The 24760-nt window shown below is 59.5% G+C and carries 24 protein-coding genes; 20 read left to right on the top strand and 4 right to left on the bottom strand.

Annotation, left to right across the window (positions count from 1 at the left end; translation table 11 throughout):
• The first annotated feature begins 455 nt into the window (after nucleotides 1-455).
• From JJE66_RS03965 to JJE66_RS03950, 4 genes are all read left to right on the top strand, one after another.
• Nucleotides 456-806 (top strand): hypothetical protein, encoded by a 351-nt coding sequence (locus tag JJE66_RS03965; RefSeq protein WP_200512795.1) that lies wholly within the window; start codon nucleotides 456-458, stop codon nucleotides 804-806.
• Nucleotides 807-970: 164 nt separating this feature from the next.
• Entirely contained in the window at nucleotides 971-1453 is a 483-nt protein-coding gene (locus JJE66_RS03960) for a hypothetical protein (protein ID WP_200512794.1), read from the top strand.
• 36 nt (nucleotides 1454-1489) lie between these two features.
• Nucleotides 1490-1972 (top strand): transcription elongation factor GreA, encoded by a 483-nt coding sequence (greA, locus tag JJE66_RS03955; protein ID WP_200512793.1) that lies wholly within the window; start codon nucleotides 1490-1492, stop codon nucleotides 1970-1972.
• A 494-nt stretch (nucleotides 1973-2466) separates the two neighbouring features.
• Nucleotides 2467-3825 (top strand): integrase arm-type DNA-binding domain-containing protein, encoded by a 1359-nt coding sequence (locus JJE66_RS03950; protein WP_200512792.1) that lies wholly within the window; start codon nucleotides 2467-2469, stop codon nucleotides 3823-3825.
• A 103-nt stretch (nucleotides 3826-3928) separates the two neighbouring features.
• Here the strand turns inward: JJE66_RS03950 and JJE66_RS37855 are convergent, their stop codons facing one another.
• Nucleotides 3929-4192, bottom strand: a complete 264-nt coding sequence (locus JJE66_RS37855) for a hypothetical protein (protein WP_246756064.1) — start codon at nucleotides 4190-4192, stop codon at nucleotides 3929-3931.
• Here JJE66_RS37855 and JJE66_RS38820 point away from each other — a divergent pair.
• The 6 genes from JJE66_RS38820 to JJE66_RS03915 all read left to right on the top strand — a co-directional run bounded on the left by JJE66_RS38820 (nucleotide 4115) and on the right by JJE66_RS03915 (nucleotide 10575).
• Nucleotides 4115-4927, top strand: coding sequence for a thiolase C-terminal domain-containing protein (locus tag JJE66_RS38820; RefSeq protein WP_409362821.1), 813 nt, complete (start codon nucleotides 4115-4117; stop codon nucleotides 4925-4927). The two genes, JJE66_RS37855 and JJE66_RS38820, sit on opposite strands and share 78 nt — an antisense overlap.
• Nucleotides 4819-5055, top strand: coding sequence for a hypothetical protein (locus JJE66_RS38815; protein ID WP_409362820.1), 237 nt, complete (start codon nucleotides 4819-4821; stop codon nucleotides 5053-5055). Before JJE66_RS38820 ends, JJE66_RS38815 begins: the two co-directional genes overlap by 109 nt.
• Before the next feature lie 721 nt (nucleotides 5056-5776).
• The gene (locus JJE66_RS03930; protein ID WP_200512791.1) at nucleotides 5777-6514 is read left to right on the top strand and encodes a PAS domain-containing protein; all 738 of its coding nucleotides are present in this window, start codon (nucleotides 5777-5779) and stop codon (nucleotides 6512-6514) included.
• A 21-nt stretch (nucleotides 6515-6535) separates the two neighbouring features.
• Nucleotides 6536-7084, top strand: a complete 549-nt coding sequence (locus JJE66_RS03925; RefSeq protein WP_200512790.1) for a cupin domain-containing protein — start codon at nucleotides 6536-6538, stop codon at nucleotides 7082-7084.
• A gap of 633 nt (nucleotides 7085-7717) precedes the next feature.
• A complete protein-coding gene (locus JJE66_RS03920; RefSeq protein ID WP_200512789.1) occupies nucleotides 7718-9043 on the top strand; it encodes an aspartate aminotransferase family protein in 1326 nt (441 codons plus the stop codon).
• 32 nt (nucleotides 9044-9075) lie between these two features.
• Nucleotides 9076-10575 carry a CoA-acylating methylmalonate-semialdehyde dehydrogenase gene (locus JJE66_RS03915; RefSeq protein WP_200512788.1) on the top strand — a complete coding sequence of 500 codons (1500 nt, stop codon included), beginning with the start codon at nucleotides 9076-9078 and terminating at the stop codon, nucleotides 10573-10575.
• A gap of 92 nt (nucleotides 10576-10667) precedes the next feature.
• Here JJE66_RS03915 and JJE66_RS03910 read toward each other — a convergent pair whose 3' ends face one another.
• Complete coding sequence (locus JJE66_RS03910; protein WP_200512787.1) at nucleotides 10668-11171, bottom strand: Lrp/AsnC family transcriptional regulator; 504 nt, start codon at nucleotides 11169-11171, stop codon at nucleotides 10668-10670.
• Nucleotides 11172-11306: 135 nt separating this feature from the next.
• Between JJE66_RS03910 and ald the strand changes: the two genes are divergently transcribed.
• From ald to JJE66_RS03890, 4 genes are all read left to right on the top strand, one after another.
• The gene (gene ald / locus JJE66_RS03905) at nucleotides 11307-12422 is read left to right on the top strand and encodes an alanine dehydrogenase (protein ID WP_200512786.1); all 1116 of its coding nucleotides are present in this window, start codon (nucleotides 11307-11309) and stop codon (nucleotides 12420-12422) included.
• A gap of 85 nt (nucleotides 12423-12507) precedes the next feature.
• Nucleotides 12508-13635 carry a Re/Si-specific NAD(P)(+) transhydrogenase subunit alpha gene (locus JJE66_RS03900; RefSeq protein WP_200512673.1) on the top strand — a complete coding sequence of 376 codons (1128 nt, stop codon included), beginning with the start codon at nucleotides 12508-12510 and terminating at the stop codon, nucleotides 13633-13635.
• 11 nt (nucleotides 13636-13646) lie between these two features.
• The gene (locus tag JJE66_RS03895) at nucleotides 13647-13964 is read left to right on the top strand and encodes a proton-translocating transhydrogenase family protein (RefSeq protein ID WP_014492434.1); all 318 of its coding nucleotides are present in this window, start codon (nucleotides 13647-13649) and stop codon (nucleotides 13962-13964) included.
• 39 nt (nucleotides 13965-14003) lie between these two features.
• Nucleotides 14004-15401, top strand: coding sequence for an NAD(P)(+) transhydrogenase (Re/Si-specific) subunit beta (locus JJE66_RS03890; protein ID WP_200512785.1), 1398 nt, complete (start codon nucleotides 14004-14006; stop codon nucleotides 15399-15401).
• Nucleotides 15402-15468: 67 nt separating this feature from the next.
• Here JJE66_RS03890 and JJE66_RS03885 read toward each other — a convergent pair whose 3' ends face one another.
• Together JJE66_RS03885 and JJE66_RS03880 are read right to left on the bottom strand one after the other, a co-directional pair.
• Nucleotides 15469-16248, bottom strand: coding sequence for a TetR/AcrR family transcriptional regulator (locus tag JJE66_RS03885; RefSeq protein ID WP_200512784.1), 780 nt, complete (start codon nucleotides 16246-16248; stop codon nucleotides 15469-15471).
• Nucleotides 16245-17735 carry a PLP-dependent aminotransferase family protein gene (locus JJE66_RS03880; RefSeq protein WP_200512783.1) on the bottom strand — a complete coding sequence of 497 codons (1491 nt, stop codon included), beginning with the start codon at nucleotides 17733-17735 and terminating at the stop codon, nucleotides 16245-16247. The genes JJE66_RS03885 and JJE66_RS03880 overlap by 4 nt, the downstream gene beginning before the upstream one ends.
• A 287-nt stretch (nucleotides 17736-18022) precedes the next feature.
• On the opposite strand from JJE66_RS03880, the gene JJE66_RS03875 reads away from it, so the two are divergent.
• The 6 genes from JJE66_RS03875 to npdG all read left to right on the top strand — a co-directional run bounded on the left by JJE66_RS03875 (nucleotide 18023) and on the right by npdG (nucleotide 24754).
• Nucleotides 18023-19087: a hypothetical protein gene (locus tag JJE66_RS03875; RefSeq protein WP_246756290.1), complete on the top strand. Its 1065-nt coding sequence runs from the start codon at nucleotides 18023-18025 to the stop codon at nucleotides 19085-19087.
• Between the two features lie 336 nt (nucleotides 19088-19423).
• Complete coding sequence (gene hydA / locus JJE66_RS03870) at nucleotides 19424-20860, top strand: dihydropyrimidinase (RefSeq protein WP_246756063.1); 1437 nt, start codon at nucleotides 19424-19426, stop codon at nucleotides 20858-20860.
• 37 nt (nucleotides 20861-20897) lie between these two features.
• Complete coding sequence (cofG, locus tag JJE66_RS03865; RefSeq protein ID WP_200515264.1) at nucleotides 20898-22058, top strand: 7,8-didemethyl-8-hydroxy-5-deazariboflavin synthase CofG; 1161 nt, start codon at nucleotides 20898-20900, stop codon at nucleotides 22056-22058.
• Complete coding sequence (cofH, locus tag JJE66_RS03860; RefSeq protein WP_200512781.1) at nucleotides 22055-23299, top strand: 5-amino-6-(D-ribitylamino)uracil--L-tyrosine 4-hydroxyphenyl transferase CofH; 1245 nt, start codon at nucleotides 22055-22057, stop codon at nucleotides 23297-23299. The genes cofG and cofH overlap by 4 nt, the downstream gene beginning before the upstream one ends.
• Complete coding sequence (gene cofC / locus JJE66_RS03855) at nucleotides 23292-24062, top strand: 2-phospho-L-lactate guanylyltransferase (protein WP_200512780.1); 771 nt, start codon at nucleotides 23292-23294, stop codon at nucleotides 24060-24062. The genes cofH and cofC overlap by 8 nt, the downstream gene beginning before the upstream one ends.
• Entirely contained in the window at nucleotides 24059-24754 is a 696-nt protein-coding gene (gene npdG, locus JJE66_RS03850; RefSeq protein WP_200512779.1) for an NADPH-dependent F420 reductase, read from the top strand. The genes cofC and npdG overlap by 4 nt, the downstream gene beginning before the upstream one ends.
• Nucleotides 24755-24760: the final 6 nt, after the last annotated feature.

Here is a 24760-nt window from a genome sequence, read left to right as displayed (position 1 = left end):
AAAAGTGACGACGGCAAGCAACTAAAGCTAAAGTTGTTCATCATAAAATATGCAGGCGAAGCTAGATCGGGGATTTTGGCGTCACAAGCCTCTGCTTCACACATCGCGCGACGTCGATGCGGTTCCAGGAGCAAGCGTTGCGATCAAGCTGCGGATGTGCTTTGCAAATTTTTCCCGCATCGATGCCGAATAACATTCTCGTCATCGAAATTTTCGTCGCGAAGCAATGTCAGCTTCGCCGACCTAATCGGCGAAGCGACTTGTCGTAGCGAACATCGTGTTCGCGTAAAAATTGTAGCGGCACGCGTACGCTGCCTCGCAGGCCAAGCCGTCCCGGGATGTGATCTCGGCCACAGTTTGCAGCCCGGGTCCCGCCTATGGTCGGCGGACTTGCACGCGACGATCCCGCGGGACTACGCTTCCGTCATTGGGGATCAGACATTTTGGAGGTTCTGATGCAAAGATCATATTTGTTGGCTGCGACTGCGGCGCTGGCGCTCATCCTGCAAACATCGCTCGCGCTGGCGCAGACCGCACCGGCCGCAGGTGGCGCGGCGCCGGCCGCCGCGGCCACCACGCCGCCTGCTGCGACCCCTGCACCTGCCGCGACCACCCCGCCGGCTGCGACCACCGACAATTCGGCCCCGCCGGCCGGCTCGAAGAGTGCAGGGAAGAAGCCAGCGAAGAAGAAGATGACGCGGCAGCAGGAGATCGATCATTCGGTCGACAGCGGCACCGTTCCGGCGCGCTATCGCAGCTCCGTGCCGAAGCAGTACCAGCAATATATTCCGTTCGAGAAGCAGTGACGGATCGCACCGCGGCGCCAGGTGCTGTCCGTCTTGCTCCCCGTCTTGCGCCGCGGTGGGACTGGTTGGGAGCCATGCAGGAGCGATGGTTCGATCCGATCGGCTGACCCTGTGGCGGCCTACGGTGCCGGTGTTACAGTAGGCCAAGCCGGGGGGAAGCTGTGATGAGCGACGATGCGAAGGATGCTGGCCTTGTGGCCATGATCAGCAGCATCCTGGGCGGCAACAAGCGTGCAGAGGCCGCCAGCCCGCCGCCGCTTGCTGACGTCATGCCGGCCGCGCCGGCGGCCGAACCAGCACCGGACGTGGCCCAAATCCCGGAAGCGGAGTCTCCGAAGCTCCAGGATGCACCCGATGAAGCGGTGACCGCTGCGAAGCCGGTCGCGCCTGCCAGTCAATCCCTGACGCCCGATGGCAAGCGACTTCTGCCGGCGGACGCGATTGCCGATCTCGTGCTCGGCGAGTTGCGCAAGATCGAGGATTTTCCGGCGTCCGGCGTCTCGGTCACGGTCTACGGCTATCGGCACTGGAATGCGATGATCACGTTCGCGCCGTTCTCGACCAATTTCCGGAACGCAACCCGGTTCCGCCAGGCGCTGCCCGACATCGTCTTCAAGCTGCGCCGTTTCGTCGAACTTGAGTTATAGTCCGGGACTCCAAAACAGTTCGACGGGATATTCGAGTTGAGCGTCGCCTTTACCAAAGAAGAGAGCGCCGAGACGGCGTCCGAAACGCTGTTGCCGGATCGTCCGATCTCGCCGCATCCAAATCTGGTGACGGAAGCGGGCCTGCAGGCGTTGCAGACGCAGCTCCAAGACGCGCGCGCGGCCTATGAGGCCGCGCAAGCTATCGACGACGTCAACGAAAAGCGCCGGCAGTCGGCGGTGCCCTTGCGCGACGCGCGCTATCTGGCCGAACGGCTGCGCACGGCGCAACTGGTCCCCGATCCGGTGTCAAACGAGACGGTCGCCTTCGGCAGCACGGTGACCTTCAGCCGCGCCGACGGCCGCGTGCAGACCTATCGCATCGTCGGAGAAGATGAAGCCGATCCGAAGGCGGGGTCGATTTCGTTCGTGTCCCCGGTTGCGAGGTCGCTGATGGGGAAGGGCGTCGGCGATGTCGTGGGGGCGGGCGCGCAGGAGATCGAGGTTTTGTCGATCAAGTAGGTCGGATGATGCCATCCTGCCGGTGTTTTGCCCGACGTGTCAAATCTAATTCGGAAAATTAGAAACCCATTAAATCCGACTGATGTCGGCTACTGTGCATGGGGTTGTTTTCGACTTTTCGTTGGAGCGGGTGACAAAAGCCGCCACGCCTCAGCGATCGTCCGCAACCGGTCAGTGTCACGACGATGAATGGTGGGCGCACAAGGGATCGAACCTTGGACCTCTCCCGTGTGAACCACAATTTGTAGACCGCAACCAACCAAATTCCGCCATAGTAAAATTGCAAAAACCCCTGCGATATGGGGTTAATAATCCACATGCGACCATAGTTGGCCATGGCTGGACATCCCATATTTTGTATGCCCCCGCTGTGCCCCTCCGTGATTTTTCCCTCCGGGCACAAAAGAGCCGGGAACATGGAGCGAACGGGGTTGTGACCCATTTCTCGGGCCTCCTCTGGGCGTGTCGCGGGGGACACTGAGAGGGCAGGGAAGATGGAAGCGAGCGACAAAGACCTCAGCGCTGGAGTGAGGACGAACTACCTGAGGCTTACCGACGCGGTGATCCGTGCGGCCACGCTGCCGTCGGGCAAGTCGCAGCACTATCTGCACGACACAGAGCAGCCTGGGCTGGCGATCAGGATGCGCGCCACTGGCGGCCGGACTTGGGTCTACCTGTTCACCAAGCCTGGGGCGAGGGGCACGCATCGCAAGACGTTGGGTGCATGGCCCAAGTTCAATGAGAAGGCGGCGCGCCAGGCCGCCATCATCGCCGCTGGCGAGGTGGTCAAGGGGGGCGATCCGAACGACGCCAAGCGTGAGGCCAAGCGGCAACAGCTGGCCGAGAGGGAGCGCACGACGCTGGCGAACCTGATCATTGAGGACGGCCCCTACGAAACGTCCCTGACTGGACGCCAAGTCGTCAATTGGAAGCCAGCAATGTCGGCGCTGCGACGGGGTCTCAAGGTCCATGTGGATCTGGCCATCGGCGACCTGACGCGGCGGCAAATCATGGCGGCGGTGGACAAGATCGCCAACACCGGCAAGCGCGGCGCAGCTAAGGACTTGCGCAAGCACGTGCACACGTTCCTCGAATGGTGTGTCGGCGAAGGTTACGTCGAGCATAACGTGCTCGCCGGCTATCGCGCGCCCAAGGAAACCCGTGCGCAGAGGATTGGACGCCGATCCAAGGGCCGCGCGCTGACCGATGAGGAGATCATCAAGGTCTGGCATGCATCCGGCAAGCTCGGAGCTTTCGGGCTATTAGCACGCCTGTGCCTGCTCGGTGGTCCGCGTCGTAGCGAGCCAACAATGATCCAGTGGTCGAAGCACGTCATGGAGGACCGCATTACCTTCGATGAGGCATGGACCAAGATGGGGCTGCACCACGATGTGCCCCGCACTCACCTCGTCGACGAGGTGCTTGCAGCCGCAAAGCATTTCCAGCGCGCAACCTCCGACCACGTCTTCCCGTCACCGAAGACCGGCGGCCAGATGTCGGGTTTCACCAAGATGGTCAGCCGCCTAATCAAGGAAGCGAGCGTCGCCAGGTTTACCATGCATGACTTGAGGCGCAGCTTGCGCACCATCATGTCCCGATGCGGTTATGACAACGAAATTCAGCGGCTGTGTGTCGGACAAAAGCCGCGCGGAATCGATCAGGTCTACAATCACGACGAACAGTGGATCATCCGCAAGATGGCGTTCGAAGCCGCTCACGACTACATCGCACAGTTGGTCGGCGCGAAACGGGTCGGCAAGGTTGTGCGCCTGCAGCGGACCAATCCGCTCGACTCCATCAAAGCCGAACTGCTTGGTCGTCTCCGCGAGCACTATGCGGCTGAGGGCGCTTAGTGCTCTTATCGCGCCCAGCCAGATAGTCGCGCACTGCGTCGGCGCGATAGAGCGGGCGCCCGTCGACGTAACGCCATTTCAGCGCGTGGTTCGGATCGCGCCGTCACTGCTCCAGCGCTCCGGGCGTGCGCCGGATGACCGCGGCCACCTCCAATGCCGTCAAATTGGAGCTGCCTGGCAGCGTATCGATATCAAACGTCGCGGGCGGCGGCATGCCACGATTCTTGCGACGACGCTTCATAGTACCTGGCAATCTAAATACCTCGATCCGAGTGGTTTCGTCCTTGTTATGGTGCCCGAGGAGCGCGCGGGCGACTTCAGGCAAAAGCCGGCTTATCTCCTCGGGGCGGCGGTCGGATCGGGACATCGCACCGGCGCCATTCCGCACAATTCACCGCTCTATGCCTGTGCCAGCTTCGAGACGGTAGCGCCGGACCTTTACCGCATGGCTGGTCTTGGCCCCTCCGATGTCGGCGTGGTGCAGGCCAACGAGAATTTCACTGGTGGCGTGGCGATGGCCTTGGCCGATCATGGCTTCTTCAACCCGGACGAGGCGAATGAATTCCTTAGGCTCGAGAACCTCATCGCGCCGTCCGGACGGCTGCCGCTCAACACCAGCGGCGGTAATCTTGCCGAATGCTACATGCACGCTGGTGCTCGAGGCCGTGCGCCAGGTGCGTGGTACCTCGACCAATCAGGCGACGCGAAACGAGGCGGCGATGGTCATCGGCGGCGCCGGCCAGCAATCTCCTTCTCGGCTCAGAGGCGACGCTATGAGTGGCCGCAGAAGTCCGACCTATCTTCCCGACGCCTGCCGATTCCGGTGGCGGAGCCGGACGGGCTGTCCGCCCCGTACTGGGCGGGACTGCGCGAGAGCCGCCTGATGGCGCAACGGTGCAGTCATTGCGACTCATGGCAATTCGGGCCGGAGTGGGTCTGTCACCGGTGCCATGCTTCGATCCCGAATGGATCGAGATCGAATCACGCGGCCGGATCTTCAGTTGGGAGCGCGTCTGGCATCCCTCCCACGCCGCGCTCAGGCACCATGGTCCATACGTCGCCGTCCTGGTGGAGATACCTCATGCCGGCGGCGTGCGAATGATCGGCAACCTGCTGGGCGATCCCATGCAGGCCGTCATCATCGGCGCCGGCGTCGAGGGTGTGTTCGAACATCACGTCGAATCCAGGCCGCCTTTTTCGTTGCTCCAGTGGCAGCTCACCGCAGCCTGACCGCGGTGAGCTGGCGCCCAGGATCGAACGAAACTAGCCTCTGAGATCTCCGAGCGCCCGCAGTAACGCGAGAACCTTATCCAGTCCGTGCGGAGTGCCATCCCATACGCCGGCGACGGCGCGCGCCGCCAGTTCGCCAACGATTGATCTGTCAGGCAGACTGCACGCCACAAATAGCTATTTGGTGTCAGGTCAAACCCAGAAAGTATTGGACCGTGTCCTCGCTCAATGCGCGCGTCGATCCGAAGGCGACGGGAGTGCCGCATTTTCTGCAATGCACGGTATCCTGCCGATCCTAAGGCGAGCTTGCGTTCGTCAGACGTATTGCCGGACGCTCGCACATTCAACCTGCATGCTCGCCTCCCAATTTCCGTCCAGTCCACTGTTTCGGTGGATGCACCTGTACGGTTGCCGGTTTTCCTTCCAACTGTGCCTGTCGGTCTAGGCTCAGCATGTCCGATGGTCACATGGTGATTTTGCCACCCGGCAAAAAGGCTACCGTACATAAAATATGGAGCGGCTGGCTTCGGCGTTTCCGCCCGGAACTATGCCACCGAGATAACCGGGTAATCCAGGTCACGCTCAACCGATGAGATGCTGCACGGTGACATATAAAACTACTTCGCCAACTCAGCGGAATATGTTTGCGCCTGCAGAGAAGGCGATATGGGAGTTCTATTGCTGAAATCGATAGCCGTCTTCGATCGGCGAGCGCGACAACATGAATGCAGCTATGGGTCAAGAATCGTCGAAGTCCGACAAATGTAGCGAAGTCGAGCTTGAGCGAGCGCTGGTGCGCTTTCGTTTATCGCAGAAGCTGATCAGCGATGGAATCTGGGATATCGAATTCGCATCTAATGGAAAGGACCATGCGTATTGGTATTCACCACAGTACAGAGTTTTGCTAGGATTTCAAACAACGGCTGACTTTCCAGACAGCCTTGAGAGTTGGTCTTCACGTTTGCATCCCGGCGATAAAAACAGGGTGGTTCAGGACTTCAACCAGCACCTTTCGATCCTCGACAGGAAATATGACGTCGAGGCGCGCATGCGATGCGCTGATGGCGTCTACCGATGGTTCAGGTCGCAAGGGTCTACACATCGTTCCGCCAGTGGAGCACCGCTGCGTACGGTCGGCGTCATGACGAATATACAGGCAGAAAAGGACCGGGCATCGCTCATCGAGCAGCAGACTGAACGACAGGGCCGCCTTGAAGAAGGTCTCGCCAGAATCAACGGAATTGTCGGCGAAATTCGCACAATATCCCGTCAGACAACTATGCTGGCTTTTAACGCCGCCATTGAGGTGACCCGCGTGGGTGAAGTCGGCCAGGGCTTTGGCGTGCTCGCGAACGAGCTCAAGATACTCGCCCAACGAATCAATACCGCGACGCTCAAAGCGTCGTCGATTCATGGCGTACTAAGCCAGTCGACTGATGAATTGCTTGACCCGAAGTAGTATGAGCTTGGCCCCACCGAAATGAGCGTCGATATTGGAAACAGACTGCGGTACTTGCGTCTGCGTTGCAAGGTCTCACAGCGAGAGCTTGCCAAGCGAGCGGGCATTCCAAACTCGACCATTTCGTTGATCGAGTCGAACCAAACGAATCCGTCAGTCGGAGCTCTCAAACGGATACTGGACGGGATACCGATTGGACTGTCTGAATTCTTCGCGCTCGAACCTGAGCGAACGATCAAGACTTTCTATCAATCAGATGATCTCGTTGAAATTGGGAAGGGCAAGATTTCGTACCGACAAGTCGGTGAGAACCTATTTGGGCGCACTCTCCAGTTACTGAAGGAGCGTTACTCACCGGGCGCGGATACCGGCAAGGTCCCGCTTACGCACGACGGAGAAGAAGGTGGGATCGTGCTGACTGGTCGACTCGAAGTGACTGTCGGCGATGAACGAAAAATTCTCGGACCAGGAGACGCATACTATTTCGAGAGCCGGCGGCCCCACCGATTCCGATGCGTGGGCCCCGTTGCTTGCGAAGTGATCAGCGCGTGTGCTCCTGCATCGTTTTAGATCGCCGTGGCACAGCGCGATGTCTTCTACAGGACGGGTCACGGTCGGTGGCCATAATGCACCACTCCCCACTGGGCTGAGGAAACCATAGGCCAGCTCTCTCTGCGTCTTGCGTGCGCGGCGATCTGGCCTGATATCAGTTTCACCAAGATGCTTGTCTTGACTGGTCGGAGGCGATCTAGCGATCGAGCCTTCCACACTACTGCGACAGCAATCGGCAGTTTAGCGGAATCGTAGACCAAACTTCAGGAAGTTCGTTAAGTTGCGTGCTTAAGCCTAATTCCCCGACGGGTGCTGCATATCTCGCGTCGAGCAAATCACTAGCCCAATTGTCAATTGTCTAGCACGACAGATCCGCAAGCCACAAACGATACCGCCCACTTTTCCAAATCGCGGTTGGCGTCGGAGCACGACGCCGACACGCGCATTGCCGCGTACTTTTGTGAGCCGTAACAAGTCAATCGAGCGTCCCGTCTTCCAGATCGATGGTCTCTAGGTGTTTGTGTTGTTCGCTATTTGCAACACTCTTGAAGATGACACCAAGGATTTCAACAGGGTGCAGCTAAGAAGAAAAGGACTTGTTGCGAGACGAAGAACGTGTGCTCTTTCGCTCAACTCAAAGGGAGTCGAAACATGAGCACGCGTGTCGTCGCCAATATGCCTGACCTGTCGTCCTATTGGATGCCCTTCACCGCAAATCGTCAATTCAAGGCCGCACCGAGGCTTCTCTGCTCGGCAGACGGAATGCACTACACCAGTATCGACGGTCGAAGGATTATGGATGGGACGGCTGGCCTATGGTGCGTAAACGCGGGCCACGGCCGTGAAAAGATAGTTCGCGCGGTCGAACGTCAGTTGACGTCGCTGGACTATGCGCCGTCGTTTCAGATGGGGCATCCGATCGCTTTCGAGTTCGCGGAGAAATTGGCGGCTCTGGCGCCGAAAGGCTTGGATCGCATCTTCTTCACTGGTTCGGGGTCCGAATCTGTCGATACCGCTTTGAAGATCGCCATCGCCTACCAAAGAGCCATCGGCCAGGGCGCGCGGACTAGACTGATTGGCCGCGAGAGAGGCTATCATGGTGTTGGCTTCGGAGGGATCTCGGTTGGCGGCATCGTCAATAACAGACGAGTATTCCCTCAGTTGTCTGGAACCGATCACTTGCGTCACACCCATGACCCTGTGCGCAACAGCTTCTCGAGAGGATTGCCCGAATACGGCGTCGAATTGGCCGACGATCTCGAGGGCCTTGTTGCACTGCATGGGAGTGAGACGATTGCGGCCGTGATCGTCGAGCCGTTGGCTGGATCGACCGGAGTCTTGCTTCCTCCCAAAGGGTACTTGCAGCGGCTCCGTGAGATCTGTGACCGACACGGCATCCTTCTGATCTTCGATGAGGTGATCACGGGTTTTGGCCGCCTCGGAGCTCCCTTCGCGGCAGACTATTTCGGCGTCACGCCGGACATCATTACGACGGCGAAAGCCCTGACGAATGGGGTGATTCCGATGGGCGCCGTGTTGGCGAGCCGAACGATCTACGATGGTCTGATGCAGGGTCCCGAGAGTCAGATCGAGCTGTTCCACGGATATACATATTCGGGACACCCTGCGGGCTGTGCCGCCGGCTTAGCCATGTTGGAAATCTGTCAGGCGGAGGGACTACTCACTCGGGCGCAGGAAGTAACGGGAGAGTGGCAAGATGTTGTTCACAGTCTCCGAGAATTCCCCAACGTGATCGATATTCGAGCGATCGGACTGGTCGCCGGCATCGAATTGAAAGGGAGGGACGGAGCGCCAGGCGATCGCGCCTACGACGCCTTCCTCGATTGCTTCGAGAAGGGGCTGTTGATTCGGACCACCGGCGACACAATCGCGTTGTCGCCGCCGCTGATTGTCACCACGGCTCAAATCGATGAAATCGTGACCGTTCTCGGCAACTCGCTTCAAACAATCGCTTAGTCAGCCAGCAATCATAGGAAGGATATCACCTGATGCCCAAGCAAATCGCTCACTATATCGGCGGACGAAGAGTTGTCGGCGAAGGCACGAGAACTTCTCCTGTCTTCAACCCTGCGACGGGCGAGCAAACCGGATCGGTGAGGCTTGCGAGCAAGAACGACGTAGACCGCGCCGTGACGACGGCCTCCGCAGCATTCGCAGACTGGTCGGCTAAGACGCCTCTGCGGCGCTCGCGAATTCTAAACCGGTTCTTGCGAATCCTCGAGGAGCGTACGCAAGAATTGGCCGCCGTGATTTCGTCGGAGCACGGGAAAGTGCAATCGGACGCGGCTGGCGAAATTCAGCGCGGCATGGAAGTCGTGGAGTTCTCGACCGGCGCGCCACAGCTTCTCAAGGGCGAGATTACCGAGAACGTTGGGTCCAGGGTGGACAGTTACTCGCTCCGACAGCCGCTTGGTGTCGTCGCAGGTATCACGCCATTCAATTTTCCTGCCATGGTCCCGATGTGGATGTTTCCGGTCGCCCTTGCTTGTGGCAATTGCTTCGTCCTGAAGCCTTCGGAGCGGGATCCGTCCGCTTCGCTGCTGATCGCGGAGTGGCTGAAGGAGGCTGGATTGCCTGATGGTGTCTTCAACGTGGTCCAAGGAGACAAAGAAGCAGTCGACGGTCTCCTGGAGCATCCCGACGTGGCTGCGATCAGCTTCGTGGGGTCTACGCCGATAGCCAAGTATATCTACGAATCGGCTGCTTCAACTGGAAAGCGATGCCAGGCGCTCGGCGGCGCCAAGAACCACATGATAATAATGCCGGATGCCGACATGGATCAGGCAGTCGACGCCTTGATGGGCGCGGCATATGGTTCTGCCGGCGAACGTTGCATGGCGATCTCGGTAGCGGTCCCGGTCGGCGAGCAGACAGCGAATGAACTGGTAACCCGGCTGACGCCCAGAATTCGCGGTCTAAAGATTGGACCTGGCACGGATCCGGAAGCGGAGATGGGTCCTTTGGTGACGGACCAGCACCTTGCGAAGGTTCGCAAGTACATCGACATTGGGGTCAAGGAAGGAGCCGAGCTTGTCGTCGATGGCCGCGACTTCAGGATGCAAGGCTTTGAGCGTGGCTACTTCGTTGGTGGAACGTTGTTCGATCACGTCTCGCCGGACATGACGATCTACAAGGAAGAGATCTTCGGCCCTGTCCTATCGGTGGTGCGGACCAAGGACTATAGCGAGGCCGCGAGCCTGATCAACAAGCACGAGTTTGGCAACGGAACTGCGATCTTCACACGGGACGGAGATGCCGCCAGAGAGTTCGCGCATCAGATCAAGGTAGGGATGGTCGGAATCAATGTTCCAATCCCGGTCCCGATGGCGTTTCATTCCTTCGGCGGTTGGAAGGCGTCGCTCTTCGGGGACCATCACATGCACGGGCCGGAAGGTGTGCGCTTTTACACGCGATTGAAGACGATCACATCGCGATGGCCGACTGGAATTCGAGCAGGAGCCGATTTCGTCATGCCAACCATGACGTGAGTTCTGCTCACCACGGGTCGTTTGCCGATGAACCGCCGACCTAATGTCGGCGGTTCATCGCGTTGTTGTCCTCACAATTCAGGAGCGAGATTTCAGATTGACCCGCGCGAGGCTCTCTTGCGCTGCTGCGTTCTGAAGATCGCCGGTGGCACTACACGGTCCACCACGCTGCGGATCGCAAAGCTCGACTGGATGCGAGCTACGCGAGGCAAACGGGATAGTTCTGTCCTATGGATTCGTTCGAAGTCCTCGATGTCCTTCGCCAAGACTATGGCGAGATAGTCGTCGCTGCCCGACATCAGGAAACATCGGGTGACCGACGGACACTTGAGCACTCCGTCCTCGAAAGCCTTCAAAGCGTCTTCGCTTTGGCTGTCCAACGCGATTCTGACCAGGACAGTTGTGCGCAATCCGAACAGGCTCAGTTCGAGGACGGCCTGATATCCTCTGATGAAGCCGTTCTCCTCGAGGGCCTTTTGGCGCCGGGCGACAGCGGTCCCGGACAAGCCGACCCGACTTGCCAATTCGATCTGGCTGGCGCGTGCGTTGGCCGACAGTTCGGCCAATATCGTCGTATCGATCTTGTCGAGCTCCATGTTTGAAATCCTGCGCATCTGTGACGAAATGGTTTGAAAAGCGGCGTATTGTAGCAAGTCAGGTTGATCTTTGCACAACATCCAACTTCGACAATTGATACAGAAGATCATTCTCAATTGACAAGGATCATTTAGATGCTGGTCGGGGTCCCGAAGGAAATCAAAACGCACGAGTATCGGGTCGGCCTTACGCCGGCCGCGGTGCGTGAATACGTCGCCGCAGGACATCGTGTCGTAGTCGAAACTAATGCCGGTGCGGGAATAGGTGCACCTGACGACGTCTACCGCAAAGCGGGCGCGGCGATCGTCGATACGGCGGAAGAGATCTTCGCAGGCGCCGATGTGGTGGTGAAGGTGAAGGAGCCACAGCCGAGCGAATGGCGCCGACTACGTGAGGGGCAGATCCTCTTCACCTATCTTCACCTTGCGCCCGATCCGAATCAGACGAAAGGGCTCATAGGCTCGGGCGTCACGGCGATCGCCTACGAGACGGTTACCGATTCGCAAGGAGCGCTTCCTCTCCTGGCGCCGATGAGCGAGGTTGCCGGACGGCTCTCGATCGAGGCCGCCGGAAGCGCGTTGAAGCGCTACGCCGGCGGTTGCGGTCTCCTGATGGGAGGTGTCCCGGGAGTTCGGCCTGCGAAGATCGTCGTAATCGGCGGCGGGGTTGTCGGCACGCATGCTGCCCGGATGGCCGTCGGGCTGGGCGCAGAGGTGGCGATTCTCGACCGATCAATTCCCCGTTTGCGGGAGTTGGACGAGCTCTTCCAAGGAAGAGCGATCACTCGCTTTTCGACGATCGATTCGATCGAGGAGGAGGTGTTCTCGGCCGATGTCGTCATCGGAGCAGTCCTCGTGCCGGGAGCTACTGCTCCAAAACTGATTACGCGGCAGATGCTTGCTGCAATGAAGCCGGGAGCGGTCCTCGTCGATGTCGCCATCGATCAAGGCGGTTGCTTTGAAACATCCCGAGCAACGACGCACGCTGAGCCTACATATGACTGCGAGGGTATCATTCACTATTGCGTTGCGAATATGCCCGGAGCGGTCCCGCTCACGTCAAGCCAAGCGTTAAACAACGCAACACTGCCGTTTGGCCTAGCTCTGGCAACGAACGGGCTCGCTGCGGTCCGGGAAAACCCACATTTGCGCGCCGGCCTCAACGTGCATCGTGGTCGGGTTACGAACAGGGCTGTGGCGGAAAGCTTGGGAATCGAATTCTCACCGGCGGTGTTGGAAGAGGCCGCGTAGTCTTCCATTTCTTATAGGGACCTCCCTGACTGGGCTGCTCTTTGGAGCAGCCCTCATTTTTAGAGAGCCGAATTCGGAAGCGTCCATGAAGATCGCCGTTGCCAAGGAAATCGATCCGTCGGAGCCGCGCGTTGCCGCTTCGCCCGATACGGTGAAGAAGTTCAAGGCGCTGGGCGCCGAGATTGCCATCGAGCCGGGCGCCGGCCTCAAATCGGGCCTGCCCGATTCCGAATTCACCGCAGTAGGCGCCACCGTCAGCGCCGATGCGCTGAAGGACGCCGACATCATCATCAAGGTGAAGCGTCCCGAGGCCTCCGAGCTTGCGCAGTACAAGCGCGGCGCGCTCGTCATCGCCATCATGGATCCCTACGGCAACGAGGCCGCGCTGAAGACGATGGCGGATGCCGGTGTCTCCGCCTTCGCGATGGAATTGATGCCGCGCATCACGCGCGCGCAGGTGATGGACGTGCTGTCGTCGCAGGCAAATCTCGCCGGCTACCGCGCCGTGATCGAGGGCGCCGAGGCCTTCGGCCGCGCCTTCCCGATGATGATGACCGCGGCGGGCACCGTTCCGGCCGCAAAGGTGTTCGTGATGGGCGTCGGCGTCGCCGGCCTGCAGGCGATCGCGACCGCGCGCCGCCTCGGCGCCATCGTCACCGCGACTGACGTGCGGCCCGCGACGAAGGAGCAGGTCGAATCGCTCGGAGCAAAGTTCCTCGCCGTCGAGGACGAGGAGTTCAAGAACGCGCAGACCGCCGGCGGCTACGCCAAGGAAATGTCCAAGGAGTACCAGGCCAAGCAGGCCGCGCTCACCGCCGAACACATCAAGAAGCAGGACATCGTGATCACCACCGCGCTGATCCCGGGCCGGCCGGCGCCGAAGCTGGTCTCGGCCGAGATGGTCAGGTCGATGAAGCCGGGTTCGGTGCTGGTCGATCTCGCCGTCGAGCGCGGCGGCAATGTCGAGGGTGCCAAGGCCGGCGAAGTCGCCGACCTCGATGGCATCAAGATCGTCGGCTACACCAATGTCGCCGGCCGCGTCGCCGCGTCGGCCTCCAGCCTTTACGCGCGCAACCTGTTCAACTTCATCGAGACCATGGTCGACAAGGCCAGCAAGGCGCTCGCCGTGAACTGGGACGACGAACTCGTCAAGGCCACCGCGCTGACCAAGGATGGCGCCGTGATCCACCCGAACTTCCAGCCGAAGGTCTAAGGAGAGCCGCCATGGAGCATGCTGCACAGGTCGTCGACCCCTTCATCTTCCGGCTGTCGATCTTCGTCCTCGCCGTCTTCGTCGGCTATTTCGTGGTGTGGTCGGTGACGCCGGCGCTGCACACGCCGCTGATGAGCGTGACCAACGCGATCTCCTCGGTGATCGTGGTCGGCGCGCTCCTTGCCGGCGGCGTCGCCAACGTATCGAGCGGTTCGGGATGGGCGCGCGCCTTCGGCTTCGTCGCGCTGATCTTTGCCTGCATCAACATCTTCGGCGGCTTCCTGGTCACCCAGCGCATGCTGGCGATGTACAAGAAGAAGTCGAAGTAAGCGGCCACCTCGGGCTGATGGGACAGATGGGGACCTGAGATGAGCGCTAATTTCTCTGCATTTTTGTATCTCGTGGCGGGGGTGCTCTTCATCCTGTCGCTGCGAGGATTGTCGAGCCCGGCCTCGTCGCGCCAGGGCAATCTGTTCGGCATGATCGGCATGGCGATCGCGGTTGCCACGACGCTCGCCAATCATCCGCCGGCGGATGGTCTCGCCTGGGTGCTCGTCATTCTCGGCATCGCTATCGGTGGCTCGATCGGTGCCGTCGTCGCGCGCCGCGTGCCGATGACGTCGATGCCGGAATTGGTTGCCGCCTTCCACTCGCTGGTCGGCATGGCTGCGGTGTTGGTCGCGGCCGGAGCGTTCTACGCGCCCGAGGCCTTCGACATCGGCACGCCCGGCAACATCCATCCGCAGAGCCTGGTCGAGATGTCGCTCGGCGTCGCCATCGGCGCGCTGACCTTCACCGGCTCGGTGATCGCGTTCCTGAAGCTGTCCGCGCGGATGAGCGGCGCGCCGATCATCCTGCCGTTCCGCCACGTCATCAACATCGCGCTCGCGATCGCGCTCGTCGTCTTCATCGTCGGTCTGGTGATGTCGGGCAGCGCGCTCGACTTCTGGCTGATCGTCATCATCGCGCTGGCGCTGGGCGTGCTGATGATCGTCCCGATCGGCGGCGCCGACATGCCGGTCGTGATCTCGATGCTGAACTCCTATTCGGGATGGGCCGCGGCCGGCATCGGCTTCACGCTCGGCAATTCGGCGCTGATCATCACCGGCGCGCTGGTCGGCTCGTCCGGCGCGATCCTGTCCTACATCATGTGCCACGCGATGAACCGGTCGTTCATCTCGGTCATCCTCGGCGGCTTCGGCGGCGAGACCGCCGCAGCAGGTGGTGCAACCGGCGAGCAAAAGCCCGCCAAGCTCGGCTCGGCCGACGACGCCGCCTTCATCATGAAGAATGCACAGAAAGTCATCATCGTGCCCGGCTATGGCATGGCGGTGGCGCAGGCCCAGCACGCACTGCGTGAACTGGGCGATATTCTGAAGAAGGAAGGCGTCGAGGTGAAGTACGCCATTCACCCGGTCGCGGGCCGCATGCCCGGCCACATGAACGTGCTGCTGGCCGAAGCCAACGTTCCCTACGATGAGGTGTTCGAGCTCGAGGACATCAACTCCGAATTCGCGCAGGCCGACATCGCCTTCGTGATCGGTGCCAACGACGTCACCAACCCGGCGGCCGAAGAGGACAAGACCTCGCCGATCTACGGCATGCCCGTGCTCCAGGTCTGGAAGGCCGGCACCGTGATGTTCATCAAGCGGTCACTGGCGTCGGGTTATGCCGGTATCGACAATCCGCTGTTCTACCGCGACAATACCATGATGCTGCTCGGCGACGCCAAGAAAGTGACCGAGAACATCGTCAAGGCGATGTGATAAAGGCGAGCGGTGACAAACTGTCTAATATCGCCATCATCGGAGCGGGGAAGGACCGTGTGCTGCGTCATGGACGCTGTTGTTGGGGTGGCTGTTTTGCCAGTTCGCGTCGGTGCGGCCGCATATTGTTTATCGGGCGAGACGAGGGTGAATCCAGAAATGGTCTTATCGTATTTAGAATCAGTTGCGATAGGGTCGCCCGAGCTTGGTCGAAGTCGGCGTCTGATAGCGGTCGCCGATCGAGGATGAGCTCCATCTGGGCTGAGAAGTCGGCATAGGATTGCGTTGCAGCCCAAATTATAAAGAACAGATGTTCGGCGCTTAACGAGGACGGTCCGTTCGGTTTAATTGACCGGTTCAGAGCTGCAATATCATCTCGCAAGGCTGGAACCACTTTTGCCTTCAGTTCCTTACCGTAATTCTTGGCCCCGCCAATGACCTCGAGCGCGAACACGCGCGATCCGAAGGGACGGCGGCGGGAGAACTCGAATTTCGCATTGATGTAGTCAATGAGCGCCAAATCGATAGGCCGCGATGAGTGCGCAAAAGTCTGCATGCAACGCAACCAATCTTCCAAGACATCCGCCAAAACGCGCTTGTAGAGTGCGAGCTTCGTCGGAAAGTAATACATCAAATTCTGTTTTGAGATATCGGCGGCGGATGCAATTTCTGCAACCGAGCTGCCAGCAAATCCCTTCTCGGCGAAGATTTTTTCGGCCTCAAGCAGGATTTTGCGCTCCAAATCGTCTCGCAGTTTCGCACGCCGGCTAATCGCCCCTGTGAACAAGCTCTGCTTCTTGGATGAAGAGTGCTTTCCGTTCGACTTGGTTTTTGAGTTCTTGTTCATTTTTCCGACTTTCCAAAGAACCCGTCCTGCCACCGGACAAAAAAGCGATGAAGCAACGGATTATCGAGGTGCGCAACATTGAAACGGAACCATGGCGCGTCGACGTTCCGGGAAAACAGAGAGGCCGGGGCCAACAGGAGGCCCTGCGCCGCTGCGCATTGAGCAATCCAGTTGCCGCTCGTGGGAGCACCGTTTGCACTAACGAGGCTTGCTGCGATGAACATGCCGCCCTGCGGCTGGGCCAGGGGCATCAATCCCATGGCCTCGAGACGCTCCAATCCTCTCGTGAGCGAACTCTCCAACCTGGTCTGGAGACGCGAAACCGCTCTTCTATATTCTCCCGAAGCCATGGCACAGTAGGCGACTCGTTCGTCCAGCTCCGACGACGTCAAACCGGTCACCATCTTCACCCTGGTCAACTCGACAATCAATTTGTCAGGCGCGCAGATCGAGCCAACCCGCACAAAGGGTGAGAGCGTCTTGGACGTGCTGTCGACGCGTATCACGCGACGGAGGCCATCCATCGCCGCTAAGGACGGAGCCCCCGACACCGAAAGCTCCCGGAAGATATCGTCCTCCACGAGCCAGAAGTCGAACTGTTCGGCCAACTTCAACAAGCGGTGTGCTTGGGCGGCGTCTAACGTGGTGCCCAACGGATTGTGCAGGACGGTCGTAATGAAAGCCAATTTGGGCGCCATTTCCCCGGCCGACTTCTCCAACCCGTCGATATTAAGTCCGGAGGAGTTACGAGGGACCGGAATGGGTACGCAACCATGATGTTCGATCAACGCCAAGAGTGGCGGATACCCCGGATCCTCGACCAGCACACTGTCGCCAGGCTGCGTGAGAGCTTGCAGCAGAAGATCAAATGCGTGAGTTGCGCCACGGGTCAGCAGGATGTTGTCCGGTTCGACGCCTGGAATCGATTGCTGCCATTTTCTGGCAAGTAGCGCACGTAGTTCGAAGAACCCGAGAGAGTGTCCGTAGCCCTGTAAAAGATCTGGATGGACGCGCATCGCTTGGCGGGCAGCGTCCCGAAGCCAACCATCTCCGTACCATTGGGTGGGCAACCAACCAACACCAGCCGGCACCTTGCCGCTGTTTGCCATGTAAAGGTCAGGGGACAACGCTGACAACGACACGGATTCAGAGGATATCCCGGGATCATTTGCGGGCCGCCTGGCGCCCAGGGTCGAGTCTCGCCTCGCTACGAAATATCCGGAGCCACGCCGGGAAATCAGACAACCAGCCGCGATCAACCGCTCATATGCTTCCACAATTGTGAAAGTGCTTACCTCGAGATGCCTGGCGATATTTCGCACGGACGGCATTCGTTCGCCCGCCGTCAAGGCTCCGCCGCTCACGAGCGATTCAATAGCAGCAACGATTTGCGCCACCAGACTGCCTCGAATCGATCGATCCAGGACGATCGCCTGCAGCGTCCGTGCGATCCGCAGATCGGTATTCCTCGCGGTTAGAGACTGCATCGCTTTGCCGTGAAGGTCTGATGACTGTGGAGGTCAAATAGTCAGTACGGTTTGCCTACTTTCAAATGACTGTGACTGTCGCCACCAGGGCGGCTGTCACATTGTTTTGAAGAGATTTTACCACATGGCAAAAAATAGGCCAGTGGGAAAATTGCAGGGTGACGAGCTGTGAGGCGGTAGACCGCACGGGAGTCATTGGGGCCTCAGGCTCAAACGCCTGAGCTATCGAGTCGCGTCACAACCAGGGGGACTACATGTTGAAACGCTCATACCTAGTCGGCGCAATCATGCTTGCGGCGGCAGCCGTGCCAGGACCGAACTCGGCCACGGCCGCCGACCTTCCGGCCAAGGCCATCAAGAAGGCACCAGATATTCCGTTCTTCTTGGTGATCGACGACCGGGTTTCATTTTCCTGGATGCCCAAGGGCACTGACCCCGGGATGTTTTCAATCCGCCCGGACGGCAGCATCAACGGCACCACTGCCAAACAAGTCTATTCCTTTACCCATTTCGATCTTTGGGCCTACGGCTCGAACTTTTTCACGATCTCGATGTTCAAGTCGGATCACAATGATCCGGCAAATCCCTGTACCAATGCCGGCGTGGTGTTTAATCCAGGCTTGGGAGTGGCGACGGGCGCCAACTGCGCTGGGGCTACCGAAATCTACGGTCTGTTTCGCTCCACCCTTGGCTGGAATGAAATCTTCGAGACGAAGGCGTTCGCTGTCGGGCCATTGCACAACGTCTCCTTCGAAGTCGGCATGGACGCCAGTACCGAGAATACGTATCTGGCGCCGGCCAAGCGCGACGTAGTAGCGGGTCTCCAGTTCGGCTTCGACCTGCCGTACAAGGGCTATTTCAACGTGTCGCCGCTGTTGTATTGGGAATATTACAACCGCAATGCCTTCACCCAGTGCGGCGGCGGTTTCGCGGGCGCGGTCCCGGGAGTGAGTTGCCTCACGGATGGTGAACGCAGCTTCAATCCAACATGGGCCGTTGAGACCAACTACTACATGGACCTCGGCTTCCTGCCCGAGACAATGCAGTTCTGGTCGATCAGTGGGCGCGCCGGCTGGTACGGTCAGAAAGGTAGCGAGAACAACCCGCTGCCGGGTACCAAGACTGCGGTGGAATTCAATTCCGAGCCGATCCGCCTGACGTTCGATGCTTCGAAGGCGGCCTGGGGCGCGAAGTACTCTCATTTCGTCGACGTCTGGGTCGCCTATCGCTACTGGCAGAACAAATTCGGCATCGATCATAAGGCCAGCGCGGTCTGCAACGTCGCGCCCGGCGTAAGCAACAATTCCTGCACCGAGGAGACGGTGTACGGCGGAATCACCGTGAAATTCTGACCACCTGACGATCTCCGGGTGAAAGGAATGGCGCTGCGATGACCCCCGCGGCGCCATTCTGGTTTTGACGTTCTTCCCGCCGCTACTCCGCGTCGGAACGGCGGGGTGGATAGCTGTATTGCTCTGTCCACCAATACGGATGGTGAAAATCCCAAGAACTGTATCTGTCCCGGATGCCGGAGTCTCATAGTCTAAGTTTTGCCAATCGGCAAAAGTTGGGCCGATTGGAAAGAATAAAAGACGCGCAGCGTCGCGAGGAAACGGTGGGGTGTCAGCAAGTGCGCGGCTCGGCGTCGCGCAGAAGCAGGCATCTCCTCAAGACTGTGGCAGAAGAGCATGAGTATTCTCATTCGTGGCGGAACGGTCGTTAATGCCGACGGAGAGCGTCGTGCCGACGTCTTATGCCTCGAGCACAAGATCGTCGCTGTAGGTACGGATCTTGATGTCCCCAGAGGCGCCGAGATCGTGGATGCGGGAGGAGGCTATGTTCTTCCCGGGGGCATTGACCCGCATACTCACATGCAGCTCCCATTCATGGGAACCGTAGCTGCGGACGATTTCTTCACAGGCACCGCAGCTGGCCTTGCCGGCGGCACCACGACCATCATCGATTTCGTCATTCCCAGTCCGCAACAGAGCCTGCTTGATGCTTTTCACACCTGGAGCGGCTGGGCTGAAAAATCAGCCGCCGACTACAGCTTCCATGTCGCCGTCACGTGGTGGGACGAAAGCGTTCACGAAGACATGGGCGTTTTGGTGCGTGACCATGGCGTCAACAGCTTCAAGCACTTCATGGCATACAAACACGCTATCATGGCGGACGACGACGTTCTTGCCAAAAGCTTCGCCCGGGCACTTGAGTTGGGGGCAATTCCCACAGTTCACGCCGAGAACGGCGATCTCGTCTACGCTCTTCAGCAAAAGTATCTCAATCGCGGTGTGCGGGGACCTCAAGCTCATCCCCTGTCGCGTCCGCCTGCTCTGGAGGGAGAAGCGGCGAACCGCGCAATAGCAATCGCCGAAGTGCTTGGGACCCCGCTCTATGTGGTCCACGTGTCCTGCGCAGAATCGGTCGATGCCATCGCTCGCGCTCAGCTACGAGGTCACAGAGTCTATGGCGAAGTGTTGGCCGGCCATCTCACCATCGACGATGCCGTGTATCATGATCGAGACGTCGCGACAGCCGCGGCACACGTGATGAGTCCACCGTTTCGGGCAGCCGAACATCAAGTGCGCCTGTGGCAAGCGCTTCGAAGCGGCATCCTGCACACCACCGCGACAGATCACTGCGCTTTTTGCGCAGAGCAAAAGGCGATGGGGAAGGATGACTTCACGAAGATCCCAAATGGCTGCGGTGGAGTTGAGGAGCGAATGGCGATCATTTGGGATGGCGGTGTAAATAGCGGACGAATCACCCGCTCTGAATTCGTCAAAGTCACGTCAACCAATGCCGCCCAACTCTTCAACATCTATCCTCGCAAGGGGGTCGTGGCGGCAGGGGCGGACGCCGATCTGGTGGTATGGGATCCCGATGCGACCAAGACCTTTTCCGCCAAGACGCAGTTTTCGAAGGGCGATTTCAACGTCTTCGAGGGACGCACTGTTCGTGGCGTACCTGTCCGAACGATCAGCCGAGGTAGGTTGGTTTTTAGCGACGGCCAACTGTCGGCGACTGCCGGCGCCGGCCGATATGTGAAGCGTCCAGCGTTTGCTCCGCTACTTGGCGGGGTCGATCGTCTCACGACAGATCAACCAATGGAATCCGCTATCTAATTCACGCGTGACATTGTCGCCTTTTGTGGTTCTCCCAATGACCAAACGTAGCTTGAGAGAGACATGGCTGTCCTTTGGTGACGCAAGCGGCGCAGCACTGCACGCATTGATGGCGGAGGCGGTCGAGCTGCGCGACGCCAAATGGGGCAAGGTGACGACCTATTCCCGCAAGGTTTTCGTCCCGCTCACCAATCTCTGTCGATCGGCGTGCGGCTACTGCGTCTTCGCAAAGCAACCCGGTGAACCCGGTGCTGGATATCTACTTCCGCGCCAGGTGATGGACATCGTTTTGCGAGGGGAGGAGCTCGGATGCAAGGAAGCGCTGTTCTCCCTTGGAGAACGCCCGGAGCTACGCCACGGAGAGGCTCGCCAGACGCTAAGCAACCTGGGTTATGCCAGCACGATCGACTACGTCGTGGTCATGTGCGGTCAGGTGTTGAACGACAGCAGCCTCGTTCCCCACGTGAATGCAGGCACCTTGCGGCCCGATGAGATGCAGAAGGTTCGCTCGGTCGCCGGTAGCATCGGACTCATGCTGGAGAATTCCAGTCGCCGCCTGACGAAGAAGGGCATGCCGCATCACGGTTGTCCCGATAAGGCCCCTCTGCTGCGGCTGCGAACGCTGGAGCTGGCTGGCGAATGGTCCGTGCCGACGACAAGCGGCATCCTTATCGGCATCGGAGAGACCTGGGCTGAGCGGATCGATAGCCTGCTCGCTCTTGCCGAGATTCAAGCCAGATACGGAACCTTGCAGGAGGTGATTGTTCAAAACTTCCGCGCCAAGGCGGGCACGCCGATGTCCGATGCGCCTGAGCCCGATCTCGATGACATGCTGCGGACCCTGGCCGTAGCCCGCCTGATCCTGCCAGTCGAGGTATCCTTGCAGGCGCCGCCAAATCTCGGCGATGCCTTTGAACGCTACATCGACGCGGGCATCAACGACTGGGGCGGCATATCGCCTTTGACTGCTGATCACATCAATCCCGAGCGAGCGTGGCCGGCCGTGGATGAGGTTGAGCGTCGCTGCCACCAAAAAGGAATGGGCCTGGCGGAGCGCCTTACCACATACCCGTCGTACCTCCGCGACGGTGAGCGCTTCCTTGCGCCTGCTCCACGAAGCGCGCTGTTTCGGCTGGCCGGGGAAAACGGATGGCCTCGGAAGCAAGTGCATTGTTTGACGGAGGAGGCGCGGCCATGAACATCGAATACGTGCTTTCCACGGCGTCCCCCACCGTCCGCGAAATCCTGGAACGGGCGTTGAGCGGGCATGAGATAACGCGTGAGGACGGTGAAATCCTGCTGAACGGCCTTCCCACAGATGCTCCGGCAATTGCTGCTGCTGCCGATCACGTACGTCGAGCGAGGGTTGGAGACGTCGTCAGCTTCGTCGTTACCCGAAACATCAATTTTACGAACGTCTGTTACATGGGCTGTCGATTTTGTGGTTTCGCGAAAAGGCGCGAAGACGCCGATGCTCAGTGGATCGGCATGGAAGAGGTGGCGCACCGGGCTCAAATCGCCTGGGACCGCGGCGCAACGGAAGTCTGCATGCAAGGCGGGCTGCACCCGGATCTGCCACCCCATTACTACAGCGATCTGGTGCGGGCCGTTAAGGGGCAGGTGCCGGGGCTACACGTTCACGCTTTCTCGCCCTTCGAAATCTGGCACGGCGCCCGCAAGCTGAGAGTGCCCGTCATAGAGTTGTTGCAGGAACTGAAGGAGGCGGGTTTGGGCTCGATACCCGGAACAGCTGCCGAGATTCTCGACACCGAAATCCGCAGGCAGTTGACCCGAGACAAGCTGACGGCCGATGCCTGGGTGGAGACGATACGAGCCGCTCATTCGATCGGGCTTCGAAGCACTTCGACGATGATGTACGGCCACATCGACGCGCCGCGCCATTGGGCGTCGCACATCGAACTGCTCCGATCAATTCAAAAGGACACCGGCGGCTTCACCGAGTTCGTTCCGTTGGGATTCGTGCACGCACAGGCCCCTCTGTTCGTAGAGCGCTTGATACCGGGGGTGCGCCCGGGAGCGACAGGCGACGAACACCTCAAGGTGCACGCGGTGGCGCGGCTCATGCTCGCCGGATGGATCGACAATATTCAAGTCTCCTGGGTCAAGCTCGGAGCGGAAATGGCGTCGGGTCTCCTCAATGCAGGTGTCAACGACCTTGGTGGAACGTTGATGGATGAATCCATCTCGAAGTCAGCCGGAGCAAACTATGGCGAGGAAGTCACTGCGTCGGAGATGGTGCGACTCATACGAGCCGCCAATCGGACTCCCCGTCGAAGAAGCACGTTGTACGATGCGTTGGAGGATTACAGGGAGCACGATCCTGCAGAGCATGGTCCGCTCAAGCCCCGTGCGTCAGATCCTCTCGCGTTCCTGAACCGATCGGGCAGTCGCGATTTGACGGAGATGCGGCATGGCTAACATTTATGCCGGAAGGACGGGCCATAGGAAAAATATCCTCGTGGCAATGCCTATGAAGGCCCTGATGCGAGCGAAAACCCGTCTCCAAAGGGCAGTCGGTGCGCAGGGACGCCAGCGTCTAGCTCTGGCGCTCTTTCATGAGAGCCAAAGGTTCTTTACAGCCTGTTACCCCGAACTGGAGCGTCTCGTGGTGACGCCAAGTGCGGCGATCGCGCGCCGAGCGCAGACTCTCGGCGCAAGCGCTTTGCTCGAACCGTGTGAGAGCGGGCTCAATCTGGCCGTGGAGCGGGCAGCAGAGTGGGCGGCGACACGCCGCTACGAGCGGATCCTTGTCGTGCCCTGCGATATCATCAGTTGGCGCCAGGAAGAGTTGGCGCAAGTGCTCGATCAAGCCGATCGCCATCAAGTCGTCGTTGTCCGCTCCGCCGATGGTGGAACCAACGGCCTGTGTCTTCCTATCCCTGGTTCATTCACGTTTCGGTTTGGCAGAGGGTCGGCGGATCGGCATTTGATCGAAGCCCAACGCTGCGGATTATCCCCGGTAAGCCTGCATCTTCCAGCACTGTCTCGAGATCTGGATACGCCGCTCGATTATTCGTGGGGGCAGGTTGCGTTGGCGGGTGTGATCGATCGAGCTCGGCACATCGATTGTGACATTGCCAGTATGTCCAGCGGCAAGACGGCGCCCGCGGCTTACGTTGCCGAGCGATCCCTTGGAAAAGAAATCGAAATCGCAGCATCGATCGTAGAGGCGCACAGATGAGCATCGCTATCTTGGGCGGCACCGGACCGCAAGGCCAAGGCCTGGCACTTCGCTTCGCACGCGCGGGCGTAAGCGTCACGCTTGGCTCGCGAGACGCAGGCCGCGCCGCAGAGATTGCGGGTGAGCTGAACCGGAAACTGGCGGATTGTCCGGCTGCGGTCCGAATAGAAGGAAGCGACAACTCGGGGGCCCTTTTGGCCGCAGAGCGGTTCGTCTTTCTTGCCGTGCCATTTGCGGCTCACAATGAAACCCTGCGTGCTCTAAGCGCGGAACTTGCCGGCAAGATTCTTGTCGACCTTGCCGTTCCGCTGGCACCTGACAATCCGCGGATCGTGATGATGCCCCCGGAAGGATCCGCAACAGAAGCCGCTCAAGCTCTTCTTGGCCAGAGCGTGCCGGTCGTCGGCGCTCTACACAACGTATCGGCGCATTGCCTGTCGCATCTCGATCAGAGCATCAACTGCGACGTCCTGGTCGTCGGCAATTCGCTTGAAGCGAAGACAGAGGTCATGGATCTCATTCAGAAGCTCGGCGTGACCTCCTACGATGCAGGACCGGCCGAAAGTGCCAGGTGCGTTGAAGCGATTACCGCAATTCTGATCCGCCTAAACATCAGCAAGAAGGTGCCTTTCACGCATGCGGGGATACGGATCTGGCGGCCGAATCCGGGCGTGAAAAGCCACATTCAATAGCTTCGA

The organism is Bradyrhizobium diazoefficiens, from assembly GCF_016612535.1.
Taxonomy (GTDB): domain Bacteria; phylum Pseudomonadota; class Alphaproteobacteria; order Rhizobiales; family Xanthobacteraceae; genus Bradyrhizobium; species Bradyrhizobium diazoefficiens_C.
This window is presented reverse-complemented; position numbering and strand designations above follow the sequence as displayed.